General features: G+C 48.7%; 13 protein-coding genes. 11 read left to right on the top strand and 2 right to left on the bottom strand.

The window, feature by feature from the left end:
- The 3 genes from IEV98_RS14690 to IEV98_RS14680 all read left to right on the top strand — a co-directional run.
- Window positions 1–2,395: T9SS type B sorting domain-containing protein (locus tag IEV98_RS14690; protein ID WP_188506735.1), on the top strand; the 2,395-nt coding region annotated here is incomplete at its 5' end.
- Window positions 2,396–2,477: 82 nt separating this feature from the next.
- Window positions 2,478–3,440: a PorP/SprF family type IX secretion system membrane protein gene (locus IEV98_RS14685; RefSeq protein WP_188506734.1), complete on the top strand. Its 963-nt coding sequence runs from the start codon at window positions 2,478–2,480 to the stop codon at window positions 3,438–3,440.
- 54 nt (window positions 3,441–3,494) lie between these two features.
- Window positions 3,495–5,423 carry an OmpA family protein gene (locus IEV98_RS14680; protein ID WP_188506733.1) on the top strand — a complete coding sequence of 643 codons (1,929 nt, stop codon included), beginning with the start codon at window positions 3,495–3,497 and terminating at the stop codon, window positions 5,421–5,423.
- A 2-nt stretch (window positions 5,424–5,425) separates the two neighbouring features.
- Here the strand turns inward: IEV98_RS14680 and IEV98_RS14675 are convergent, their stop codons facing one another.
- On the bottom strand, window positions 5,426–6,910 hold the full coding sequence (locus IEV98_RS14675; RefSeq protein WP_188506732.1) for a hypothetical protein: 1,485 nt from the start codon (window positions 6,908–6,910) through the stop codon (window positions 5,426–5,428).
- 231 nt (window positions 6,911–7,141) lie between these two features.
- Between IEV98_RS14675 and rbsK the strand changes: the two genes are divergently transcribed.
- The 8 genes from rbsK to IEV98_RS14635 all read left to right on the top strand — a co-directional run bounded on the left by rbsK (window position 7,142) and on the right by IEV98_RS14635 (window position 22,579).
- The gene (rbsK, locus tag IEV98_RS14670; protein WP_188506731.1) at window positions 7,142–8,062 is read left to right on the top strand and encodes a ribokinase; all 921 of its coding nucleotides are present in this window, start codon (window positions 7,142–7,144) and stop codon (window positions 8,060–8,062) included.
- Between the two features lie 35 nt (window positions 8,063–8,097).
- A complete protein-coding gene (locus tag IEV98_RS14665) occupies window positions 8,098–9,102 on the top strand; it encodes a GRP family sugar transporter (RefSeq protein ID WP_188506730.1) in 1,005 nt (334 codons plus the stop codon).
- Window positions 9,103–9,163: 61 nt separating this feature from the next.
- A complete protein-coding gene (locus IEV98_RS14660) occupies window positions 9,164–10,711 on the top strand; it encodes an ADP-ribosylglycohydrolase family protein (RefSeq protein ID WP_188506729.1) in 1,548 nt (515 codons plus the stop codon).
- Between the two features lie 486 nt (window positions 10,712–11,197).
- Window positions 11,198–15,061: a PVC-type heme-binding CxxCH protein gene (locus IEV98_RS14655; RefSeq protein WP_188506728.1), complete on the top strand. Its 3,864-nt coding sequence runs from the start codon at window positions 11,198–11,200 to the stop codon at window positions 15,059–15,061.
- Window positions 15,062–15,102: 41 nt separating this feature from the next.
- Entirely contained in the window at window positions 15,103–16,680 is a 1,578-nt protein-coding gene (locus IEV98_RS14650; RefSeq protein ID WP_188506727.1) for an ADP-ribosylglycohydrolase family protein, read from the top strand.
- A 65-nt stretch (window positions 16,681–16,745) separates the two neighbouring features.
- Window positions 16,746–19,898 carry a SusC/RagA family TonB-linked outer membrane protein gene (locus IEV98_RS14645; RefSeq protein ID WP_188506726.1) on the top strand — a complete coding sequence of 1,051 codons (3,153 nt, stop codon included), beginning with the start codon at window positions 16,746–16,748 and terminating at the stop codon, window positions 19,896–19,898.
- Window positions 19,899–19,909: 11 nt separating this feature from the next.
- Complete coding sequence (locus IEV98_RS14640) at window positions 19,910–21,490, top strand: RagB/SusD family nutrient uptake outer membrane protein (RefSeq protein WP_188506725.1); 1,581 nt, start codon at window positions 19,910–19,912, stop codon at window positions 21,488–21,490.
- 93 nt (window positions 21,491–21,583) lie between these two features.
- Entirely contained in the window at window positions 21,584–22,579 is a 996-nt protein-coding gene (locus IEV98_RS14635; RefSeq protein ID WP_188506724.1) for a nucleoside hydrolase, read from the top strand.
- Window positions 22,580–22,666: 87 nt separating this feature from the next.
- Here IEV98_RS14635 and IEV98_RS14630 read toward each other — a convergent pair whose 3' ends face one another.
- Complete coding sequence (locus IEV98_RS14630; RefSeq protein ID WP_229738776.1) at window positions 22,667–24,472, bottom strand: hypothetical protein; 1,806 nt, start codon at window positions 24,470–24,472, stop codon at window positions 22,667–22,669.
- Window positions 24,473–24,477 lie beyond the last annotated feature (5 nt).

Genomic DNA, 24,477 nt, shown 5'->3' with positions numbered 1-24,477 from the left:
TGTAGATGCTGACGCTCCTGCTACGGTTGCCAACGGCATCGATGTATGGGGGCCGGATAAAGACCCGGATACCGACACACCGGATGACGGTGACGATACCCCGGATATCCCCGTGGATCGTGAGTCGAACTTGAGCATTACCAAAGTAGCGAATGATGCCCGGGTAATTGCTGGAGGAAGCACAAGCTTCACGGTAACGGTGACCAATGACGGCCCATCTGCGATAGCCAGCGGCAAAGTGATCAGCCTGGGTGAGCGTCCAAGCACGGGTCTAACCATTACGGGGTACGAAGTGACCAGCGGTAATGGTACGGCTGCATCCACCGGTACGAACAGCGCCACGGTAACTACGAGCGCGGTTATTCCCGTAGGTGGTACGATTACGCTGAGCGTAACGGCTGATGTGGACGCTGACGCTCCTGCTACGGTTGCCAACGGCATCGATGTATGGGGGCCGGATAAAGATCCAGAAACCGATACGCCGGATGATGGCGACGATACCCCGGATATTCCGGTAGACCGCGAATCGAACCTGGGCATCACCAAGGTTGCTGATCAGTCGCGCGTTAAGGCGGGCACCAATACCACTTTTACGGTGACGGTAACCAATAACGGTCCGTCAGTGATCGAGACTGGCGAAATCATCCAATTGGGTGAACGCCCGAGCACGGGTGTAACCATTACCGGTTATGAAGTCGTTTCAGGAGTGGCAACCATTAGCGGCACGGGTAACAGTGCGACATTAACCACAACCGGAGAGATCGCCGTTGACGCGACGATCGTGGTGCGTATAACTGCGAGCGTGGATGCAAATGCGCCGGCTACGATTACGAACGGCATCGATGTTTGGGGGCCTGATAAAGATCCGGGCACAGATGATCCAGACGACGAAGACGATACGCCGGAAATACCGGTTGATCCGAATTATACCCTGAGCATTACCAAGGAAGCAGACCAAGCCCGTGTGAAGGCAGGTACCAGTACCACCTTTACGGTGACGATAACCAACAGTGGTCCGTCGTCGGTAGCTAATGGATCGGCTATCCAGGTGGTGGAACGGCCGGGTGAGGGGGTAACCATTACCGGCTATGAAGTGACTTCAGGGAATGCAACGGCCGACGGAACGGGAAGTACGGCGACCGTGAATACAACCGCCGCTATCCCCGCCGGAGGTACCATTACATTGAAGATCACCGCCGACATCGCCGGTGATGCCGAAGGAACCATTACCAACGGTATCGCAGTGTGGAGCCCGGATAAAGATCCAGGTACGGATGATCCGGACGACGAGGACGATACGCCGGAAATACCGGTTGATCCGAACCGCACGCTGGGCATTACGAAAGTTGCCGACCAGGAAACGGTAATTTCGGGCACAAGCACCACCTTTACGGTGACAGTAGTGAATAATGGTCCATCGCGCATATTGGCGGGTGAAGTCATCAGCCTCGGCGAACGTCCGAGCGCGGGCATCACGATTACCGGCTATGAAGTGACTTCAGGAAATGCCTCGGTGGTTGGAACCGGCAATACAGCGAGCTTGACGACGACAGCAGCGGTTGCGGTAGACGGTACGATTACCGTACGGGTAGCCGCTGACGTAACTGCAGCGGTAGGCGAAACCATTTCGAATGGAATTGCGGTGTGGGGTCCGGATAAAAACCCGGGTACCGACGAAGAAGATGACGAGACTGAGACGCCGGAGATTCCTGTCGTGGCTCCCTATACCTTAAGTATTGAGAAAGTGGGCGATCAGCCGATCGTTGAAGCAGGTAAATCGACCTCGTTTACGGTAACGATTACCAATAACGGTCCGTTGGAAATCCAGGCAGGTAAGGAGATCGCATTGGAGGAACGTCCCGGAATGGGTGTGACTATTACCGGCTATGAAGTTACCGCCGGTGCGGCAACCATAACAGGCAGTGGTAACGCCGCCACGGTTATGACCAATGGCGTAGTCGGTGTAGGCGCGACCATTGTGGTACGCATCACGGCGGATGTCAATGCGACAGCCATGGGCAACATTACCAATGGAATTGCGGTATGGGGGCCAGACAAAGATCCGGATACCGAAGATCCGGACGATGAAGATGATACGGATCCAATTCCGGTAGACGCTACGGTGGAAATTCCGAACCTCTTTACGCCGAATGGCGATGGACTGAACGACCTGTTTGTGATCAAGAACCTGTTGCAATACCAAGGCAGGGAAATGATTGTACTCAACAGGTGGGGCAATCAGGTCTATAAGAGTAACATCTATAACAACGATTGGGATGGAGGTACACTTGCCGAGGGGACGTACTATTATATCCTGCGTATCCGTAACAGCGGCAATGGTGAATGGCAAACCCATAAGGGGGCAATCGCCATCATCCGAGTGACTGGCCGTTAAAATTGAAAATCTGCCGGGGCAATTGTCCCGGCAGGTTAATTGAAAAACGCTGATTTGACCATATCCAATAACTGATAATGACATGAAGAAGTACTTTTTTCTATTACTGATAGCCTTTTCAACCGCTCCGGTGTTGGCCCAGCAGGTCGCACAGTATAGCCAATATATGTTCAACGGCTTGTATATCAATCCGGCATATGCAGGCTATCGCGGTTCGGTGAATTTCCATACCTATTACCGATCCCAATGGACGGGTATGCCCGATGGTCCACAAACATTTGCGCTGGCTGCCGATATGCGTACCGCCAGTGATAACGTAGGGCTTGGCTTGAATTTGATGAGTGATCGTGTGGGATTGGAAAAGCGTATCTACGCGTATGCTAATTACGCGTACCGTTTGCGTGTAGGATGGGATCCCGAAGATCGCCTGTCATTCGGCCTGGGACTTGGGTTTATCCATTCCGGATTCGACAATGCCGCGGCGCGGACATTGGATCCCGAATCTGTGAATATCGAAAATTCTTTTCTGCCAGATGCGCGGTTTGGTGTCTACTATTCCAATAACACATTTTTTGCCGGGGTAGGCGTTGATAACCTGATTTCCAGGTTGGTATTCAATGAAGACAATGGAAGTACACGGATTCCGCCCGTTACACAATATTACGTTACCGGCGGCGGGATTGTGCCGTTGACTACCGATATCCTACTGAAGCCATCAATCATGATAAAAAACGCGGATAATGCAGCAAGCCGTGGCTGGACCACAGATCTGAATGCGGCCGTGATATTTGCTGAGCAATTTACGTTCGGACTTTCTTACCGAACTGCGCTATCAAGCGGTTCGCGGCTTGCGGATGACTTGCGGCGACCCAATTCAATCATCGCGCTTGCTGAATTCGTGGCCGCGAGTCAGTTCCGTATCGGTTATTCATTCGATTATGCATTAAATAAAATCAATAATCAAGTGGGAGGAACCCACGAGATATCGTTGGGCTACTCGTTGAATAAAGGTACACAACGGGTGCGGACCCCTCGTTATTTCTGATCGATTTGAAGGCCATTTATTCAATGCGGATACGTTACAAAACCATATCATCCTATGAAATTTTTTGACAATAAGGGTTACTTAATCTTGGGACTTTGGCTGCTGGCTATATCTCCAGTGCACGCACAATACTCCCTGCTGAAGTCGGCTGATCGCGAGTTTAATGCGTTCAACTTTATTACGGCGATTGAACTATACCAACGGGCCTATGATGTTAAGGCCGATATCAATACTGCCGAACGGCTTGCCGAGTCGTATTACCATATCCGGAATTATCGGGAGGCAGAGGTGTGGTATGCCCGTTTGGCCAACCACGACGAAGCGAAGGTCGATCACATTCTGCAATATGGTCATGTACTTCGCAACAACTCTAAATTCAGGGAGGCGAAGGCGCAATACCAGCGCGTAGCACTGAAAGCCGAAGGCATCATCCCTCCGGAAGAATTGGCCGTGCTGTATGCATCGTGTGACTCTGCTGTGGTGTGGTTGGAAAATCCCATTAAGGCGGTTGAAATCAAAAACCAAAAGAAATGGAACAGCGCCCAAGCGGAATTTGGAGCCACGAAAGGGCCTAATGGGCTCTATTTTGCCTCTGATCGATTCGACGGTGCTTCCAATCCGGATGTAATTTACGGCTGGACCGGTAATCCGTATCTCGCAATGTATGTGGCTGGTGATGACGCGGTGACCAAGGTCGATGCCAAGTGGGGCGACGGTGCTAATCATTTTGGACCTGCAACATTCTCCCAACAGAAGAACGAGGTCTATTTTGCGGTGACCCGAAACCTCACCCGCGAAGAAAAACGTAAGGCAGGAAAGGATGTGACGGTCAACATTGAAATTTTTTCCAATTCGCTGGATGCAGCTAACTGGGGTGAACAGGCCGTTCCATTTCGCTACAATAACATCACGGAATGGTCTGTCGGCGACCCATTCCTAAGCCTATCGGGCGACACGCTTTATTTTACCTCGGATATGCCGGGCGGCCAGGGTGGCACAGACATCTATTATGTAGTCCGCAATGCAGACAGTGGTTGGGGAGATGCCGTCAACCTGGGAGAAGGTATCAATACCTCGGGTGACGAACGATTCCCCGGTATTGATGAGCGAGGTGATTTCTATTTTTCTTCCGATGGGCATTTGGGCATGGGTGGATTGGATGTTTACCGGTTGGATAAAACCCGCGTTACGCCTAGGGTGGCCAACCTTGGCTTCCCGTTCAATTCGCCTTATGACGACTTCTCCGTCCGGTTTGATAAAGAACTCGAAGGCTATGTCGCTTCAAACAGAAGTGGTGGTGCCGGTGCGGATGATATATACTGGTTCAATCTGAATAAGATTATCCAAATAGATTTGGAGGGGGGCGTGTACAATGCGAAGACCAAACTTCCCGTAGCCGGAGCCCAGGTGACGCTCACTCCGGTAGGGGACGAAGCCAACGCGGTGGTGGTAAATGCCGGTACGGACGGTAAATTCAAATTCAATTTGGCGGAAAATAGTGATTATACCCTGACGGCCGAACAGACAGGCTTCCGTCCATTCGTACCGATGACTTTTTCGACATCAGGTATCGATTCCAGTACCACGTTGACCAAAGACATTCATCTTTCGCCGGTAGAAGTAAAAGAAGTGGTGGTATTGAGAAATATTTATTTCGACTATGATAAGGCTGATATCCGGCCGGACGCAGCACTTGAATTGGATAAGATCGCAGCCTTTTTGCAAAGCGACCCCAATGTAAGGATTGAATTGAGCGCTCACGCCGATTCACGCGGATCTCATGACTATAATATGAAATTGACCCAGCGACGGGCGGATTCTTCGGTAGCGTACTTGGTAAGCAAGGGGATTGCTGCCGACCGTTTGGTTGCGAAGGGGTATGGATTTACCAAGCTGGCTAACCACTGCGCCAAAGGTGTTGAATGTACGGAAGAAGAACATCAGTGGAACAGACGAGTGGAGTTTTTCGTGATTGAGAACTGATTTTATTCGTATTTTCTTAACATCCATTTTCCATAATCAAAGAACTTAAGGAGCTGTAGCTCCTTTTTTTCGTTTCGGATACCTTCTAATTTACCAGTCATCTTTCTATGAGCGGTTGCTTTCCATGTGTTCCCCCGGCGTTTGGGGTCGGCTGCAATGGTATTGAAGATCAATTTCTCGGTTTTATAAGCTTTGCCGAATTTGCTGAAGGCCCGTTTGTATGAACGGATTTCGTATTCGAGGTACTCCATGTCATCCTGTTCGTAACAGAGAAGGATCTGGAGCAGCCTTCCAGCACGGTAGACCGGAAGTTGAGCGTTTTGTTTCGCGGCGGCAAAGAGCCGGTTTAGGCATTTATTCGCTTTATTCCATTGCCGCGAGAGAAAATACGTCAGCCCTTCAAAATAGAGATATTCCAACTGTTTCTCATGACTTTCGGTAATTGCCGTATGGTGCGGCTCCCTATTGCGTTTGTCCAGTACTAATAAGGCTTCGCGAAGGTCGCCCATACCAAGGTGCATGCTTAGCCGGTAAGCTAGGGATGTTAGCGTGGCGAGGCTTCCGAAATGATCAGGATAGGCCCGCTCAGACAGGGCGACGGTCTTGTTGATGAAGTGCGCCATCTCCCGGTAGAAGCCGATACTCCGCAGGCTATCCAATATGCCATCCAGTGCCGAGAGGTAGTCGTAAGGCGGGTAGTCCCACATCGGTTCATTGGCTTCAATCAGTTTGTTAAGCTGGTTAAATATCCGCAGTGCCGAACGGTATTCGCCCGTATGGATGAAAAAAAAGGATTGAAATAGCAGGTGAAGTTTTTGTGGCTCGAATTGGTGCTGGCTGCCCCTGGTCGTTAGGCTGAGCTCGCTAAGGATGAGGTCATTGATTTTTTTATCACTGCTCCCGCCGACGGTTAAGGCGCCTTTTGTGAGTCGGTGGCTAAGCAACTCATACAACGAGTAATGTTCGTGGAGCTGGCGAAGCGATTGTAAGGTATGCTTGGCTTTCATCTGCCTGTCTACTAATTGTTGTTCAGTGATGTTCGGAAAGCTGATGTCAGCCAGTGCGGTAAGCTCCATACGGGATGCTTGGTAAGCTACAAGATGGTTTTGGCTTCCCGAAGCAAGCTTGAATGCTTTTTGCAGCTCTTTGTGGGCCCGGTTGGGAATGGATCGTTCGAAACATAGCCTCGCCTTCATCAGGCTTTGGTGCTGCAGGTACCAGGTATCCTGCTCGATGCGTATTTGTACGAGTACATCGGTGAGGACTTTGTATAGGTAACCAGCTGTATTGTCAAAGGATTTGGACGGATGTTCTTCCTTGAACCGTTGTTCCCATGACTTGTCATCTCCGTTGTCTTTGTCGGTGGCGAGGTTGAATAACCGCACGTAATCGCTAGGGCCCTTTAGTTTGGCACAATGGAGCTGGAAATGTTTTTTCTCTGCAGCTGATAATGACTTGATCAGTTTTTCCAATTCGAAAGCGAGCATAATGGACAACGTTTTGAGAATAAGTGTGTAGTATTTGATGATTTGACGGCGAAGTGTATTTTTGAATTTTTTTGTATAACTATTTGTTATATAGTATTTTAGTTTATTTTTTACAATTTTAATGTGTATTATGATTCATAAAATTATTAAAAAATGGTTAATTTCTAAGGAAATTCCGAATTACTTTTGTTTTCGTTATAGGCCGATTGTTTAGTTATTGTGACCAGTTATATGGGTAATAAAATCATTGTAGTAGGTAGTATGAATATGGATATGGTCGTAAAAACCAGCCATATTCCCCAGCCGGGGGAGACCGTACTGGGTGGATCGTTTTTTATGAATCCGGGAGGCAAGGGGGCCAATCAAGCTGTTGCAGTGGCTCGGTTGGGGGGAGATGTAGCGTTCGTTGGCAAGATCGGAGATGATATTTTTGGAAAGCAGTCGTCCCAGTTGTTTGATGAAGAGGGGGTGGATATAAATGGGATATTATCTGATCACGACAGCCCATCCGGGATTGCGCTCATTACCGTGGATGACAACGGTGAAAATAGTATTGTGGTGGCTCCCGGGGCTAACGCACACTTGGAACCGGTGGATGTAGAGAAAGTGCTTGACAAATATCCCGATAGCAAGATATTATTGATGCAATTGGAAATCCCGATGCGCACGGTTGAATTTGCTGCGCGAATTGCAAGGGAGAAAGGGATGCAGGTGATTCTCAACCCAGCGCCAGCCAATGAGCTTGTGCCAAGTGTATTCCATTTAGTCGATGTCATTACACCGAATGTCAACGAGGCAGAAATGCTATCAGGTATTCGGATTGTGGATATTCCGAGTGCACGGCAAGCTGCGGAAAGTATCCATGCCCAAGGGGTGAACCACGTGATTGTTACGCTGGGAAAGCAAGGTGCGGCTTTGCTGGAGAACGGTGTGTTTCATCACATTCCCGCACCGAGCGTGGAAACGGTGGATACCACAGCGGCGGGCGACGTGTTTAATGGAGCACTTGCTGTGGCTATAGGCGAAGGCAAGGGGTTGACCGATGCGGTTTCTTTTGCTTGTCGGGCGGCATCGATCGCGGTAACACGCATGGGCGCGCAATCATCGATCCCGTTCCGCAATGAGGTATTATTGAGTAACATGACACCATAGTTAGTTATAAACCAATTTGTAAAAACCAGTAAATTATGTTTATCGTAGAAAATTATGGACTAGCGGTCCTTTTTTGCATCATCACGATGCTGTGCTGGGGTTCGTGGGCCAATACGCAGAAGCTGGTGCAACGCGAATGGCGTTTCGAGCTGTTCTATTGGGATTACGTTTGGGGGATATTGCTGTTGGCACTTATCGGCGCGTTTACCATGGGTAGCATGGGCGAATCCGGCCGGCCCTTTTTGGCTGACCTTTCGCAGGCCGAAGGTGGAAATATCCGAAGTGCGTTGATAGGAGGCGTCGTATTCAATCTCGCCAATATCCTGCTGACGGCCGCTATTGCCGGGGCTGGGATGGCCGTTGCTTTTCCGGTCGGAATCGGCTTAGCACTGGTGATTGGGGTACTTATCAATTACCTGATGCTGAGTAAGGGTGATCCGGTGTTGTTGTTTCTTGGCGTAGGGTTGGTGACCGTCGCCATCGTTCTCAATGCCGTGGCTTACGGAAAGCATTCCGGCAGCACGGGTAAGAAAAGCGTAGGGAAGTGGATTATCGTATCGGTTATCGCCGGCATATTAATGTCTACGTTCTATCCGTTTGTCGCGGCGGGGATGGACTTGGAGAATTTCGTATCACCAGCAGCTGGTAAGATGACACCCTACACCGCGTTTGTGGTATTTGCGGTAGGCATCGTGGTGAGTAATTTGTTGTTCAACACGATCTTGATGAGACGGCCGCTCGAAGGGAAGCCAATCCACTATGGTGAGTATGTGAAAGGGCGGTTTAGTATCCATTTAGTAGGTATCCTCGGCGGATGTATCTGGGGGCTAGGCAATCTCTTCAACCTGATTGCTGCTGGTAAAGCTGGGCCAGCCATCTCCTATGGGCTGGGTCAGGGTGCTACATTGGTGGCTGCTTTGTGGGGCGTGTTGATCTGGAAGGAATTTAAGGGTGGGTCTAAATCCGTGAATATGCTGGTGGCTGCCATGTTTGTGTTGTTTGTTGTGGGGCTGGGTTTGGTGATTGCCGCGGGAGGGTAATAAACTGATTATCTAAACAAATAAGATTGAAATGACGGTAAAGAACAATTATCTGTCGGTTATGTGTTGTGTTTTAGCCATAGCCGTACTCGGTGGCTTCAAAGCGACTCATCAAGATGATGGCCAATCAGCCGAAAAATTCGTGATGGGGAAAAATGAGCTCAAAGACAAAATCAAGGGCGGTTGGGCTGGCCAAACCATCGGTGTTTCATTTGGCAGTTATACCGAATTCAGGTACAACGGAACAATGATCCAGGATTACCAGACGATTCCCTGGGATGCGAATCACATGAAGAAATTGATGACCGAATGGCCGGACCTATATGACGACATCTATATGGACCTGACGTTTGTAGATGTGATTGAACGATTAGGCATTGACGCTCCCGTTGATTCATTTGCACATGCATTTGCTTATGCCGGCTATAATCTTTGGCATGCCAATCAGGCTGCGCGCTATAATATACTGAATGGCATAGCGGCACCAGCGTCAGGCCATTGGCACAACAACCCGCATGCAGACGACATCGATTATCAAATCGAGGCCGATTTTGCGGGATTGATGAGCCCGGGGATGCCCAATGCGGCATCGACAATCAGCGACAAAGTGGGCCATATCATGAACTACGGAGATGGATGGTATGGCGGGGTATACATGGGGGCGATGTATGCTTTGGCCTTCAAAAATGACGACATTGAACTGATTGTGCGCCAAGCCTTGGACGCAATCCCCCCGCAGAGCGATTTTCACCAATGTATTGCGGACGTCATCAAGTGGCATGACCAGTATCCCGATGACTGGAAACAGACCTGGTTTGAGGTGCAACGTAAATGGACGGATGAGGTGGGGTGTCCGGACGGCGTATTTAGCCCGTTTGATATCGATGCCAAGGTGAATGCAGCCTATGTGGTATTGGGGTTGCTATATGGTGAAGGGGACTTTGGAAAAACACTGGAAATCGCCACGCGCGGTGGTCAGGATTCAGACTGTAATCCATCGTCGGCAGCAGGTATACTCGGCACCATCATGGGATACGAAAATATTCCTGATTATTGGAAGCAAGGATTGGCCGACATCGAGGGTATGAAATTCAAATATACGGACATGTCCCTTAGTGATGTGTATGAGGTGAGCTACGGGCATGCCTTGAAGGCGATAGTGAGTAATGGTGGGAAGATCGAAGGTGATGAAGTGACTATCGCATTGCAGATGCCTGAGCCGGTGCGGTATGAAAAGAGTTTTGAAAACCTTTATCCTGTGGCGCGGCATGATCTAAATCGCAACCTGACCGATGAACTTGTTTTTGAGTTTGAAGGGACGGGGTTTGCGTTGCGTGGCGCTGCGGGTAAGAATGCCGGGCAATCTGCTGATTATGTATTTGAGGCGGATTGTTTCATCGATGGCGAAAAGAAAGAAACGGCGCAACTGCCAACGGCATTCCGTACGCGCCGACATGATCTTTTTTGGGAATATCAATTACCGAAAGGAAAACATACCGTGAAAGTAGTGGTGAAAAACCCAAGCAATGATCACCACGTGCGGGCATATGATGTTGTCGTGTACAGCGATGAGCCCGCGGATGGAATCGAAGCGCATCAAAATCACTGAGAATACTGATTGAGCAAGCGCTTAGAACTGGCAAATTGAAGCCGGCTATGCAAACGTTGGAATAATGCTGGGCGGAAGGGTGCCCGTTAAGGTACACTTTCATTCGTCGGGACTATATTGTTTATAGCTTCGTGGATATTTAAAATTATAAGATGCTTATAATGAGTTTTTTGAAATTTATTTGAATTGTTTTATGTTATTCTATAATTCATAAATATATAAAAATGTGGTTAATTTCTGAGGGAATTCCCGGTTAAATTTGTTTTCGTTATAGACCAATTGATTAGTAATCGGCCAGTTATGTGCGTAATACAATCATTGTTTTGAATGGTATGAACGTGGGTATGGTGGCTCCCAGATAACGGCTCCTAGGTAACAATGTGCACTTGGAGCCCTGGCAGAAGGCACGTGTCCGGATAGCAATATGTTGTTGATGCAGAATGTCGGATTAACACGTAAATGATAATAACCAATATTTAATAAATTATGCAACTACAATCATATAGTGGACAGCAGTATCCATTCGGTTTTGTTTTCGTTTTGCTAGCCATTGCTTGTTGTTTTTTTTACGCTTGTGGCTCGCCTTCAAAGACGGCGGATAGCAGACAGGACTCGGTTTCCGTATTGTTGAAACTTGTAAAGGACGAAGGCAAAGAAACCATCGCTGTCTTTAGAACCGATGGTGATGCACCCATTCTCGTGCAACACAGTAAACCTGATTTCAGGCCATATATTCATCCGATCGTGGCACCGGATGGTGAAGGGGTATTGACCGAATACAGTCCGGGCCACCACAAGCACCAGACGGGATTGTATTGGGGATTTACCCAGGTCAACGGTAGAGATTATTTCCACAATCCCCAAGGCGATTATTGGAAGAGAGTAGCCGCAAACATCGTGGAAGAGGAAGGAAATGTTGTCAAATGGCAGACGATCTATCAATTGTTAGATGATAAGGGTACGCCGGTAATGGAAGAAATCCAAAATTGGTCGATGCAGTTGGTCGGAGGTCAGTATTTATTGGATCTGGAGTGGAAAGGGGAAGCCTTACAGGACGTGCTGATTGGTAAATACGATTATGGCGGTCTTTTCTTACGGATGCCCTGGCAGGCCGGCATTGAAGGGGAAATCGTAAACGCTGCCCGGAGTAAAAATGAGCAGGCCGAAGGCCAAGCGGCCATGTGGGCAGATGTCGGGATGAAAATAGCGGGCCGCGACGATTGGGCACATGTGGCTATTTTCGATCACCCCGAAAACCGGGGGTATCCCAATAAGTGGCGTGTAGATGGCCAATTGGGTCTGGGCCCCTCATATACACGCGATGAGGACTGGAGCTTGAGCAAGGGACAGACTGATGTTGTGAGGCATCGCTTGGTCGTATATACGGGCGAACTGAATGAAATGGCGCTGAATGACGCGTGGAGCAAGTTTGCCGGAAGGGAGGGCGAGTACAGCATGGTTGAACTCTGGTCATTGGCGCAAGTGGAAGGGAGAAATGCTAAGTTTTTAACACCACAGGAGGCGGTTGACGAGATGACTGTGAAAGCGGGCTACGAGGTCAATGTATGGGCCGCAGAGCCAATGATGACGCAGCCGATGGCTTTCTGCTGGGATGACAAAGGGCGTCTTTGGGTAGCCGAAAACAAAGATTATGAGTCGCGCGGGCATGGCTTTTCCAATGCAGGGACTAGTCGTATTCTGATTTTGGAAGATACAGATGGCGACGGCGCAGCTGACAACAAGAAGGTATTTATGGAAGGCTTGGCTTTCCCGGCCGCCATTGCGGTCGGATTCGACGGGCTTTATGTAGGTGCCCCTCCAAATCTTCTGTTTGTGCCGGATAAGGATGGCGATGATAAGGCCGAGATGGAGGACGTGGAGATCCTGCTTACAGGATGGGGGATACGTGATCGGCATGAAACATTAAACAGTCTGCAATGGGGCCCGGACGGATGGCTCTATGGTCTGCAAGGCTTCGCCACGCCATCCAAAATCCGTAAACCCAATGGGGATGCCAAACTCTATTTCCATAACGATGAATTTCCGGAAGATTTGCTCGAAGCAGACGGTGTAGATATCAACGGTGGAGTTTGGCGTTATCACCCGGTTAAGCATCGCTTTGAAGTGGTTGCACATGGATTCAGTAACCCATGGGGTATAGATTACGATGCCAAAGGTCAGTTGTTTATGACCGCCTGCGTGATTCCCCATTTATGGCACGTGGTTCCCGGCGGTATTTACCACCGGCAGGGCGGACAGCATTTCAACCCCTACGTATATGAGGATATCAAAACAATCGCGGATCACAGGCACAGCTCAGCCCACGGCGGAGCAAGGATATATCAGTCGGACGCCTTTCCCAAGGAGGAACAGGGCCGGATTTTCATGGCCAATATTCACGAACACGCGATACTGTCAGATATCCTGGAGCCCAAAGGATCGGGTTTTGTTGGGGTGCACGGAGATGATTTTATGCGAGCCAACAATGCCCAATGGGTAGGATTCAGTATGGAAATCGGTCCCGACGGTGGGTTGTACGTCCTCGACTGGCACGATGCGGATATCTGTGGGCAGGAAGTGTTGAACTCGGAAACCGGTCGGATTTTCCGGGTTATGCCTTCTAAATCGTTGGCAACGGATTTTCCGGGGAGATATGCCGATTTGAATGACCTAACGGATGAGCAACTCGTAGCGCTTCAGACCAATGCCAGCGATTGGCATGCCCGCAGGGCCAGGGGTATCTTGCATAAGCGGGCTACTGCAGGGAAGCTCCAGGCCGCTACCCATTCACAGCTAAAAGCAATTTTTGAAAAAAATAAAAATCCCGATTGGCGATTACGGGCGATGTGGGCGTTGCACATCACTGGCGGCTTGGCACCGGAAGTGCTGGTGGAATCATTGGAAGACAAAGACCAGTACATCCGGGGTTGGGCTATCCAGCTATTGTGCGAAGACCGGTCGCCATCGCCATTAGCGCTGGCTAAATTCCGATCTATGGCCCAGCGTGACCACTCGGCCGTCGTCCGTCTGTATTTAGCCGCAGCGCTGCAGCGGATTGACAATGATGAAAAATGGGCCATAGCGATCAACCTTTTACAGAAAAAAGAAGACGGGAACGACCATAATCTCCCCAAGATGATTTGGTATGGCATCGAGTCCTTGATTGCAGAAAATCCCAGCAGGTTTTTGGCAATAGGCGGAGTCTCCCGTTTACCGATGGTGACGCAATACATCGCCCGCAGGGCTGTGGATGGGGATGAACTGCAAAGGCTGGTCGCATTGATCGGGATGCAGAGAGGCAATACCGAAGACCTGTTGGCGGGCATGCTAAGCGGGATGGAGGGACGGACTGACCTGAAGATACCCACTAACTGGAAAGCGGTGTCGGCGAAGCTGCAACGTGACAACGGGAACGTAAAAGAACTCGCGACGAAGATTTCCGGATTGTTTGGCGACCGGGAAGCCACTCAGCTAGCATTTGAGTTGCTCAAAGATAGGCAAATGGCGATCGACAAGCGGCAGAAAGCCCTCCAGACGTTGGCTGCCCAACAGCAACAGCAGCTCATCACCGAGCTGCCCGAGCTTCTGCAGGAGCCGGCAATAAGAAAGGATGCGATCCGCGCTATCGCTGCTTTTGACAGTGACTTATTGGGTAAACTTTTGATTGATAAGTACCAGAGCTTCTCCTCAGAGGAACGGGTTGAGACGGTGCAAACGCTGTCATCACGTACGCGGTATGGGAATATGCTGATGGCCGAAATCAAAGCGGGGCGGATTCCCAGAAAGGAAGTACCCGCTAATGTCGCCCGCCAACTGCTCCGGGTGGTAGGAAGTGGGTTTATTGAGGTGTGGGGACCGATCGAGACGGTGGCCAGCGATAAGGCCGCCTATGAAAAGTACCGAGGAATGCTTAACTCCGACGCATTGGCCACGGCTGACGTGAAGCGCGGGAAAACCCTGTTTCAACAGGTTTGTGGAAGTTGCCACAAGATGTATGGTGAAGGGGGAGTGATGGGGCCTGATCTCACCGGTTCCAATCGAAGAAACACGGATTATATTCTATTGAATGTACTTGAGCCAAGCGCCGAAATTCAGGACGACTATAAAATGGTGGTTATCAATACCCGTGATGGCCGGACATATTCGGGCAATGTGGTTGGGGAAGACCAACGGCAACTTTCGCTCCGGATCGTTGGGCAAGAGGATCCCGTATTGATTAATAAATCGACCATCCAATCCAAGGAGACGGCATCGGTATCCATGATGCCCCCCGGTCTTTTTGAGCACTTGAATGAGCGGGACGTTGTAGACATCATGGCTTATCTAAAAACTGATGAGCAGGTGAAATAAAGGAGGATCTAAGCGTGAATATTGACTAAAAAGTGATCGTTATGAAAAGAATGAAATTATTCATGATTTCCATTTTGGTGTGTCTTGGCGCGACTGCCAATACCCAGGATGGCAACGGCCGTGCGGCGCCACCTGTAAAGAAAATACCGCTTTCTGTATTGAAGGATAAAATCAAAGGTGGGTGGGCCGGCCAGACAATTGGTGTGGCATTCGGCGGTCCTACGGAGTTCCGGTACAATGGTACGTTTATACAAGATTATCAGACGATACCGTGGTATGACGGATACATCAAGAAATGGATGGATGAATTTCCAGGCTTGTTTGATGACATTTATATGGACCTCACGTTTGTTGAGGTATTCGAACGGGTGGGGTTAGACGCTCCGGTAGACTCCTTTGCGAATGCCTTTGCAAATGCTGGTTATGTGCTTTGGCATGCCAACCAAGCGGCACGATATAATATCCTCAATGGCGTCAATGCACCCGAATCCGGTCATTGGTTAAACAATCCGCATGCAGACGATATTGACTATCAAATCGAATCAGATTTTGCTGGATTGATGAATCCTGGAATGCCGAATGTTGCATCGGCTGTCAGTGATAAAATAGGGCATATCATGAACTATGGGGACGGCTGGTATGGTGGGGTGTATGTTGGAGCCATGTATTCTTTGGCTTTCGTGTCTGACGATATCCAGTATGTGGTCACTGAAGCACTGAAAACCATCCCGAAAGAAAGCGATTTCTTTAAATGCATCAATGATGTAATCGTATGGCATAAACAATATCCCAACGATTGGAAACAGACCTGGTTTGAGCTGCAGAAAAAATGGACAGAAGAAGTAGGATGTCCGGATGGTGTATTTGTACCCTTCGATATCGATGCAAAGATTAATGCCGCATATATCGTATTGGGTTTGCTCTATGGCGAGGGTGATTATACGAAAACCTTGGAAATATCGACACGTGCAGGTCAGGATTCCGACTGCAATCCCTCCAGTGCAGGGGGTATCTTAGGTACGATGGGGGGTTACGATAATATACCGGAATATTGGAAGATGGGTTTAGCCGAAGTGGAGGATATCAATTTCCAGTATACCGGCATGTCATTGAACAAGGTCTATGCGACAAGCTATAGCCAAGCATTGGAGATGATTAAAAGGAACGGAGGGAGGGTGGATGCGCATGAGGCGACCATTATTGTACAGACACCGAAAGCCGTACGTTTTGAGAAAAGCTTTGACGGGTCGTATCCAGTGCAAAGCGTGGCTGTTAATCAAAATCTGGGGTCTGCATATACATTCGAGTTCGAAGGCACGGGAGTGGTGTTGAGGGGCGGGGCGCATAAGGAAAGCGATGCGCTGCCGGATCATACTTTTAATTTGGAGCTGTTGATTGATGGGCAGAAAGTGGAACAGTTCCGGATGCCTACCAACTACACAACCAGAAGGAATGAAATTTTTTGGCGATACCAGTTGCCAAAAGGAAAACATACGGTAAAGGTAATCGTAACCAACCCCAAAGCGGGCTATCAAGTAAGGGCAAATGATTATATCGTTTATTCGGACGCACCAGTAGATGGTTCGGCTGTGCATACCGTTCGTCATTCCAAAAAATAAATAAACAAGACAACAAGGACAAATCAGCAATGTAACTAATGGATTTAACTTAATTCTGGCAAGAAATGATAACTTATTTTATGCGGCGATACGCCCACATCAGGCGGGTAAGCCACAGTTTGTTCAATATCTCCTTGGCAACGAGACACCTGACCGCGATCGTTGCGATAATGATAATCTATAGTGCTGCCACGGCTGCCAATTCCTCGGGTTTGGTATTGACATATGCCGCGGGTGGAGAATCCTTTGCGGACGGGGCCATCAACCAACAACGGGTGAGTGGAAAAGTCGTCGACGAAGAAGGCAATCCGCTCCAAGGGGTGACCGTGACGGTAACGGGAGAAACAACTTCGGTCAAAACAGATGTCGACGGATCATATTCGATAGCTGCCCAGCGGGGGGATGTATTGGTGTTTTCGTTTATCGGTATGAAGCAGCAGGAAATTCCGGTTGAAGACCAGGGAACAATAAATGTGACCCTGGAAGGAGATGCTGTTGGGATAGATGAAGTGGTGGTCATTGGATACGGCGTTCAAAAGAAGGTCAGCATCACGAATGCGGTAAGCAGTATTGGATCCGATGAAATCTCTGCGAGAAATTCGACCAATGTAACCCAGGCCTTACAGGGCAAGCTACCTGGCCTAACCGTTATCGATCGCGGCGGCGCACCCGGCGGTGAAAACCTCACTGCACGGATAAGGGGGGTTACTTCGCTGAATGATAACAATCCCCTGATATTGATAGATGGTGTACCCGGAAGCTTATCCCGTGTTAATCCGGCTGATATCGAGTCTGTTTCGGTTTTAAAAGATGCCGCTTCAACGGCAATTTACGGTTCGCGTGCATCAGCGGGTGTAATCCTGGTGACAACAAAAGCACCCAGCGATGGTAAATTAGCCGTCTCATACGACGGTTATTTTGGACTGGCGCGCTCGAACAACATCCCGAAACATATGGATGCGGTTACGTATATGAAGCAGCAAAATGAAGCGTATAGGAATACGTATGGCTATGAATTTTATACGGACGAGGAAATCCAGAGCTGGCCGCAGAACCATGCCGACGATCCCGAAAGCTATCCAAAGCCGAACGTTTGGTGGAATACCGTGTTCGAAACGGCTCCCCAACAGAGTCACACATTAACCCTGAGTGGGGGGGATCGGGAAAAGATTATGAACCGGATTTCATTCCGGTATCTCGACGAAGACGGTATCCTTCCGAACTACGGGTTCAAGATTTCTGAAATGCGTGCGAAGAATGACATCAAGCTGAGCAACCGTTTGACACTCGGTACGAATATCAATGTTCGGTTGACTGATCGCAACATGCCGTATAATGAATGGGAGTCTTATAATCGCATGTGGCAAAATAGCCAATGGGGTGTGCCATACTATAGCGATGGGTCTTACGGATTATCGGTTGATAGCTATAGTCCGCTTATCAATCTGCATGAAATGGGCACGTCAAACACTAAGGGGACCTATCTGGTAGGTATCTTTAAAGCGACTTACAAGCTCCTCGAGGGGTTGAATATCAGTGGCCAATATTCCACACAGTTCAATATGGAAGATCGCAAAACCTTCAACAACAAGTACGATTTTACGGACAAGTTGCATCCCGAACGAAGAACGTTTAATACCATAAACCGGATGAACGACAACCGGTATAAATCAAAGGAAGATATGTTGGATTTCCAATTGACTTACAACAATACCTTTGATCAGCATACGCTAAGTGGAATTCTCGGGTATTCCGAAATACACTTTATCGATAATTGGGGGCAGGGCTACCGGCAAAATTTCTACAATAACCAATTGCAGGCCATTTCCCAGGGTGCAAACGATGCCACACAATCCGCAACAGGAGGCAATTCCGAGTGGGGATTACGCTCTTACTTTGCCCGAGTTAACTACGATTACGATTCCAAGTACTTGTTTGAAGCTAACGCGAGATACGATGGTTCTTCCCGCTTTGCCGATGGGTATCGTTATGGGTTCTTCCCTTCTTTTTCAATGGGGTGGCGCTTGTCTAGCGAAGACTTTTGGGAGCCAATAAAACCCGTAATCAATGAGTTTAAACTACGAGGATCATGGGGAGAAGTTGGAAGTCAGCAGGTGGGGCTTTATTCGTTTATGCCCACCTACAATCAAATGAATTATGTTTTCAACGAAACACTTGCGCCGGGTTACAGGCAAGTGAATCTGGCTAACCAAAACATTTCATGGGAAACGACCGCCCAGTTGAACTTTGGCGTGGATGGGTATTTGTTTAACAACCTCTTGAACTTCTCTTTTGATTATTACAAAAAGACAACACGGGATATCCTGCTACTCGTTCCGATCCCATCGGTTGTGGGTCTTGAACCAACGAACCAGAATGCGGGGAGTGTTGAGAATAAAGGGGTTGAATTCCTGATCCAGGCGCATAGGACATTCGGTGACTTCGGGGTCGACCTAGGCTTCAATGTAAATTATAATCAGAATAAGGTACTGGACCTGGCTGGTACGGGACCGCACATCTCAGCTTTTGGAAACAGTGACTATCGGACCATAACCGTCGAAGGGCAGCCGATAAACTCCTTCTACGGTTTTACCACGGATGGTTTTTTCAAAAACCAAGCGGACGTTGACAACTACGCAAGGTGGGATGGTTCTGTGGGGCCGGGGGACATTAAGTATGTCGACCAGAACATGGATGGTGAACTCACGCCCGATGATTTCGTGATCTTCGGAAAGGAAATTCCGGATTGGACGTTTTCATCAAATATGGCAGTATCTTGGAAAAACTTCAGGCTGGATCTATTTTGGCAGGGCGTATCCGGCTCTGAAAAAATCATGACAGGTGCTATCATGGAGCATGGTATATGGGGTGGATTTACCCACGAGATCTATTCAGACTACTGGACACCGACTAATATGGGCGCAAGGTATCCCAGGCCCACCAAGTATACCATGAAGAATGCCCAGATTTCGGACTTCTGGATGGTTGATGGTAACTACCTGCGCTTAAAGAACATCAGGCTTTCCTATGATATTCCCCAGGGATTAACTGAACGCATTAACGTTGGCGGGGTTACCGTGTATGCATCGGCGACCAACTTACTGACCTTCTCGGAACTCAACAAATACAGTATTGATCCAGAAATGGAAGGACGGGGACAGGAATCGAGCTTCCCGCAGACATCGGTTACTACGTTTGGAATTAACATAAACTTTTAAATCGAGCAACAATGAAAACATATAAGCCATTTTTTATTTGTTGTCTGCTATTGACGACAATGTCATGTACCAAGGATTTATTAAACACTATTCCTAAAGATAGGCTTGCAAGTGAGCTGTTCTGGAAAACTCAAGAGGACGCCGTATTTGCTGCAAATGGTATATATTCCATATTAGGTAATCAATGGCGGTACGCTTCGATGGACGCATTTACCGATCTTGGCCATTTCATTTTGCAATGGCGGTCCGAATCCGAAGTAGAAAAACATACCTTTGATGCGAGCAATAATGTCATTGCTAGCGAGTGGAGTTATTATTATTCCATCGTCCGGGCAGCGAATAATTTTCTTGAAAATGTCGATTTAGTGACCGAAATGGACGAAGAGCTACGGAACCGTCTAAAAGCGGAGGCGAAAGTCCTGCGTTCGTTTTCGTACATCAACCTGGTCATGTTATATGGTCCCGTACCGCTGGTGACAACAAGTCTGAACGTTGAAGAAGCGAAATCCGTGACCCGTACGCCAGAAAATGAAATCTGGGATTTTGTTGCGTCGGAACTCACTTCAGCTGCCGCGGACCTGCCAGCGATTCAGGAAGAAAGAGGCCGGGTAACCAGCGGAGCGGCGTTGGGCCTGAAAGCCCGAGCGATGTTGTATGCAGGTAGGTACAGCGAAGCCCGTTCTGCGGCCAAAGCGGTCATGGAGCTCGGGGTGCATGCCATTGATGACTCCTACAAGGGTTTATTTGACTATGCTGGCGAAAACTCGTCTGAAGTCATATTTGCCAGACAACAGGCAAAGAATATCCAGCAACACGCTATGTTTGCCTTTTTTACCGCAAACAGTTTGTTTTCACAGCAATGCCAGGTCGTTCCCACAAAATCGTTGGTAGACGCTTACCTCATGAAGTCGACGGGGTTGCCGATTGATGATCCCACTAGTGGTTTCGATCAGGCAAATCCTTACTTAGACAGGGATCCCCGATTATATCACACGGTTTATTTGAACGGAGATATGCTTGCAAACGGAAAAACGTTGAATACGTTGCCGGGGAGCGGTACGGGTGATGACATTACGATATCTGCGGAAAACGTGACATCGACAGGCTGGTATTTCAAAAAGTACGTAAGCGAAGCGGATTTTGGAGACCCTTGGAATTGCGGAGTCAATCTCATTTACCTCCGGTACGCTGAAGTGTTGCTGACTTACGCAGAGGCAAGTATAGAGCTGGGGGAAATCGATCAATCCGTGTTGAATGCATTAAACGAAATCCGTGGAAGGAAGGATGTTGCGATGCCTGAGGTTACCATCACAGATCAAGGTGCACTGCGGCAGTTGGTTAGAAGGGAGCGAATGGTTGAATTGGCTATGGAAGGACATCGGCTTTTCGATATCCGACGATGGGATATCGGTGAAAACGCTATCCGGGGAACCGTGAAAGGGATGACTTATAAAAATTCCAACGGTAATTACACGACCGTTGAACTGACGGGGTATGTTAAAGAGTTTGATACTGAAAAGCACTATTTATGGCCTATCCCCTTTAGGGAATTGAATTTAAACAAGGGGCTGACGCAAAATCCTGGGTTCTAGTCAGGACTCGGGTTGTCTGACTAAATTGACATGAGGGTTACCTTGTCGTTGATTATTTGCTGATGAAGTTTCAAATGAATGTGTAAATTTACAATGATGAATTATTCACTCATTTTGTTTTTAAGTGTTTTGTTGCTTCAGGGGTGTGGCAGCGAAAAATCGGCCACGATAGCCGAGCATACCCCAGAGATTATCTTCGACACCGACATGGGCCCCGACTACGATGACGTGGGTGCTATTGCCGTGCTGCACGCCTTGGCTGACAGTGGCGAATGCGAGATCCTAGCTACGGTGGCCAGTGATGCGCACCCATCGATTGCGCCCACGATCGAAGTGTTCAACCGTTATTTCGGACGGGATAGCCTGCCTGTTGGGGTGGCAACTCCAGGCGCACCGGATTTTACTGCGGCAAATGGCTGGAACGATACGCTCATCAATGACTTCGCTCCCGACCTGCGAATGAAAAGTTATCCCAGTGCGGTCAGTGTATACCGGCGTATACTGGCCGGCCGACCGGATAACAGCTTGACGATCGTAACTGTGGGATTTCTGTCCAACATCAGTGCACTTTTGGATTCCCAACCAGATGAGTATTCAGAACTGAACGGCGTAGACCTTGTTAAGGCCAAGGTGAAACAGCTTGTTGCGATGGCCGGCGGCTTTCCTGAAGGAGGCGAGTTTAATGTAAATCAGCATGCAGCGGCTTCGATAAATACGTTTGACAAGTGGCCAAAACCGATACTGTTTAGTGGTTTCGAAATCGGATCCAAGATATTTACTGGAGGCAAGGTGGGGGCAAGGACGGGCAATGATCCGGTGACTAAGGGCTACGCCTATAACCTGAAGACCTATACAAAAGATGGAGAATCCAATCGGCAATCGTGGGACCAAACAGCCGTGTTGGTTGCGATACGCAATCCGTCCGACTATTTTTATGTAAACGGGCCCGGAAAATTTGAGGTTAGGGAGGATGGCTATAACACGTGGAATCCGGCGGTTGACGCAGGTCATTATTTCATCAGCCATAAATATCCGTATGATCATATCGCTGAAGCCATTGAGATGTTGATGCTGCATCAGCCAAGGTAGTAATTGGCCTTAGCCAATATGGTAATAAGCCAACAACTTGCTGAAGACCCAGCAAGTTGTTGGCTTATTACCTTCATTTCAATAAAGTTAAGGAGCAGAATAGATAAAATTAAACCGTCCGCCGGGGGCTGTATCCCCATTCACATAGAAATCCATAATGTTTCCATTTTCCTGCATGTTGTCGTTCCATTTGAATTCGATATCCGCCACCTTTCCTTCCAGTCCAAGCAATCGCTTATCCACGCCGAACGCGAGTTTATTCCGATCGATCGAAAAGGGCACCTGTGCCACTTGTTCCCATTCCCACCGGTTGCCTACATTTCGTTCCACCACCGCTTGGTTATCCCGCGGATTCACCCGGTTAACAATCACATCGTAACCGTTCCATCCGGTGGCTTTGTTACGGTCGGTATCGATGAACAGCATCATCCAGTTCCGGTCTTGCGGCGAGGTTAGCTTATCGACAGTTTCGACGTAAAAATACAACCGTTCATTATCCCGCGCTACCTTCGCGCCTAGGATATCGTTCCTTCCGGTCGTGTTTGTGTAATATTGATCGTACCGTCCCCGATGGTCGCGGTGCAGGGTATTGCCTTTATAGTGCTTGAAATAGGGGGTTACATTGTCCCAGTCCGTCCACTTATTGATCCGTATGGTTTTGGATTCCGATACTTTTTCCAAAGGCGACATCCCCTTGAATTTACGCACATTGTCTATTAATTGAAGATAGTATACGTCGCCTTTATCGCCCCATCCCTTATTCGGCTCGATATCACGACTGTGCGCCCAATCGAATTGGTCGACAAACGAAAACGGGTCGCCTGTCCAATTATGTTCGGGCAACCACTGTCCGGCAATATATTCGTTCCACCCCGTCACGAATATCAGCTCGGGATCAATTTCCCTAGCCCCATCCCATTGCTCCTGAAAATTCCAACCGTATAGGTAACCGTCAACCCGTGGATCGAACCCATTGCGTTGACTGAAGTTACGTCCGTAGGTACCCGGTAGATTAAAAGCACTGCAATGACCGTCGGTCTCCGGTCCTGCATTTTGTGCAACTCCTACGGTGGCTTGTTCGAATTTGCCATCGCTTCCTTTTACGTAGCCGTGCTGGGGATAATTTTCCAGCCATCCCCATTGATCATTTCGTTTAGGGCCGTCCACGTAATCCGGTTGCCCGGGACGAAAGGTGAAAAAAGATGCGATCTCACGATCCGTTTGCGAATCTTCGAGGTTGTCTGGATATCCCATAATACAAGGCTTTCCTTTCCAGACAAACCAAAGATTTTTATAACGCCCCGGCTTATAGAGATCCTTATAAAGCTGTCGCAAGGAAATCAGGGAGTGCGGTGCCGGACCAAAAGGCAACATGAATGCAATTTTGGGAACATTTACACCGTCTCGCTGCGCCTGGTCCCAGGTCCTCAGCAGCGCTTCATAGGAATCCTGCCAAGTAAGACTTCCGTTTGTACAATCAAAAAAAACCGCGTCTACTCCGGCATCCGCCAGCATCTCTGCATGTTTGCGCAATACCCATGGATCGGTCGTTTTGTAATAGCCAAATAAGGGTTGTTCCCAGTAAAAAAAGCCGGGTCTTTTGGTACCCCAGGCCGGATGGTTATAATCCTTCATGGCCTCAGGGTGTTCCCGGACAATGTCCGTGATGTTCTTAACCTGATAAGTCGTGTCATCGTTGCCTTGGTGCCATGTCCAATAGAACATCGCGACGAACTTTTCATCTTTTTTGTCGCCGGCAGTCTCGTATCCGCTCGCTTTTCGCCCCAGTGCATCGGTCATCGCCCACTGGTCGCTGTTGATGAATTGGGCATGAAGCATCGTGGGGAATGCCAGCCCGCTGAGGATGATTAAATTACGTGTTAATTTATTCATAGTTT

This window comes from Parapedobacter pyrenivorans (genome assembly GCF_014636865.1).
Classification (GTDB): Bacteria; Bacteroidota; Bacteroidia; order Sphingobacteriales; family Sphingobacteriaceae; genus Parapedobacter; species Parapedobacter pyrenivorans.
The sequence above is the reverse complement of the archived record's forward strand: the minus strand, read 5'-3'. Positions and strand labels throughout refer to the sequence as shown.

What these genes read in the sequence shown, in the direction of transcription:
- IEV98_RS14660 (WP_188506729.1), top strand. Translation starts at nt 9,164, where the DNA reads ATGTGTTGTGTTTTAGCCATAGCCGTACTCGGTGGCTTCAAAGCGACT.
- IEV98_RS14680 (WP_188506733.1), top strand. Translation starts at nt 3,495, where the DNA reads ATGAAATTTTTTGACAATAAGGGTTACTTAATCTTGGGACTTTGGCTG.
- IEV98_RS14630 (WP_229738776.1), bottom strand. Translation starts at nt 24,472, where the DNA reads ATGAATAAATTAACACGTAATTTAATCATCCTCAGCGGGCTGGCATTC.
- IEV98_RS14640 (WP_188506725.1), top strand. Translation starts at nt 19,910, where the DNA reads ATGAAAACATATAAGCCATTTTTTATTTGTTGTCTGCTATTGACGACA.
- IEV98_RS14645 (WP_188506726.1), top strand. Translation starts at nt 16,746, where the DNA reads ATGATAACTTATTTTATGCGGCGATACGCCCACATCAGGCGGGTAAGC.
- IEV98_RS14655 (WP_188506728.1), top strand. Translation starts at nt 11,198, where the DNA reads ATGCAACTACAATCATATAGTGGACAGCAGTATCCATTCGGTTTTGTT.
- IEV98_RS14635 (WP_188506724.1), top strand. Translation starts at nt 21,584, where the DNA reads ATGATGAATTATTCACTCATTTTGTTTTTAAGTGTTTTGTTGCTTCAG.
- IEV98_RS14685 (WP_188506734.1), top strand. Translation starts at nt 2,478, where the DNA reads ATGAAGAAGTACTTTTTTCTATTACTGATAGCCTTTTCAACCGCTCCG.
- rbsK (WP_188506731.1), top strand. Translation starts at nt 7,142, where the DNA reads ATGGGTAATAAAATCATTGTAGTAGGTAGTATGAATATGGATATGGTC.
- IEV98_RS14650 (WP_188506727.1), top strand. Translation starts at nt 15,103, where the DNA reads ATGAAAAGAATGAAATTATTCATGATTTCCATTTTGGTGTGTCTTGGC.
- IEV98_RS14665 (WP_188506730.1), top strand. Translation starts at nt 8,098, where the DNA reads ATGTTTATCGTAGAAAATTATGGACTAGCGGTCCTTTTTTGCATCATC.
- IEV98_RS14675 (WP_188506732.1), bottom strand. Translation starts at nt 6,910, where the DNA reads ATGCTCGCTTTCGAATTGGAAAAACTGATCAAGTCATTATCAGCTGCA.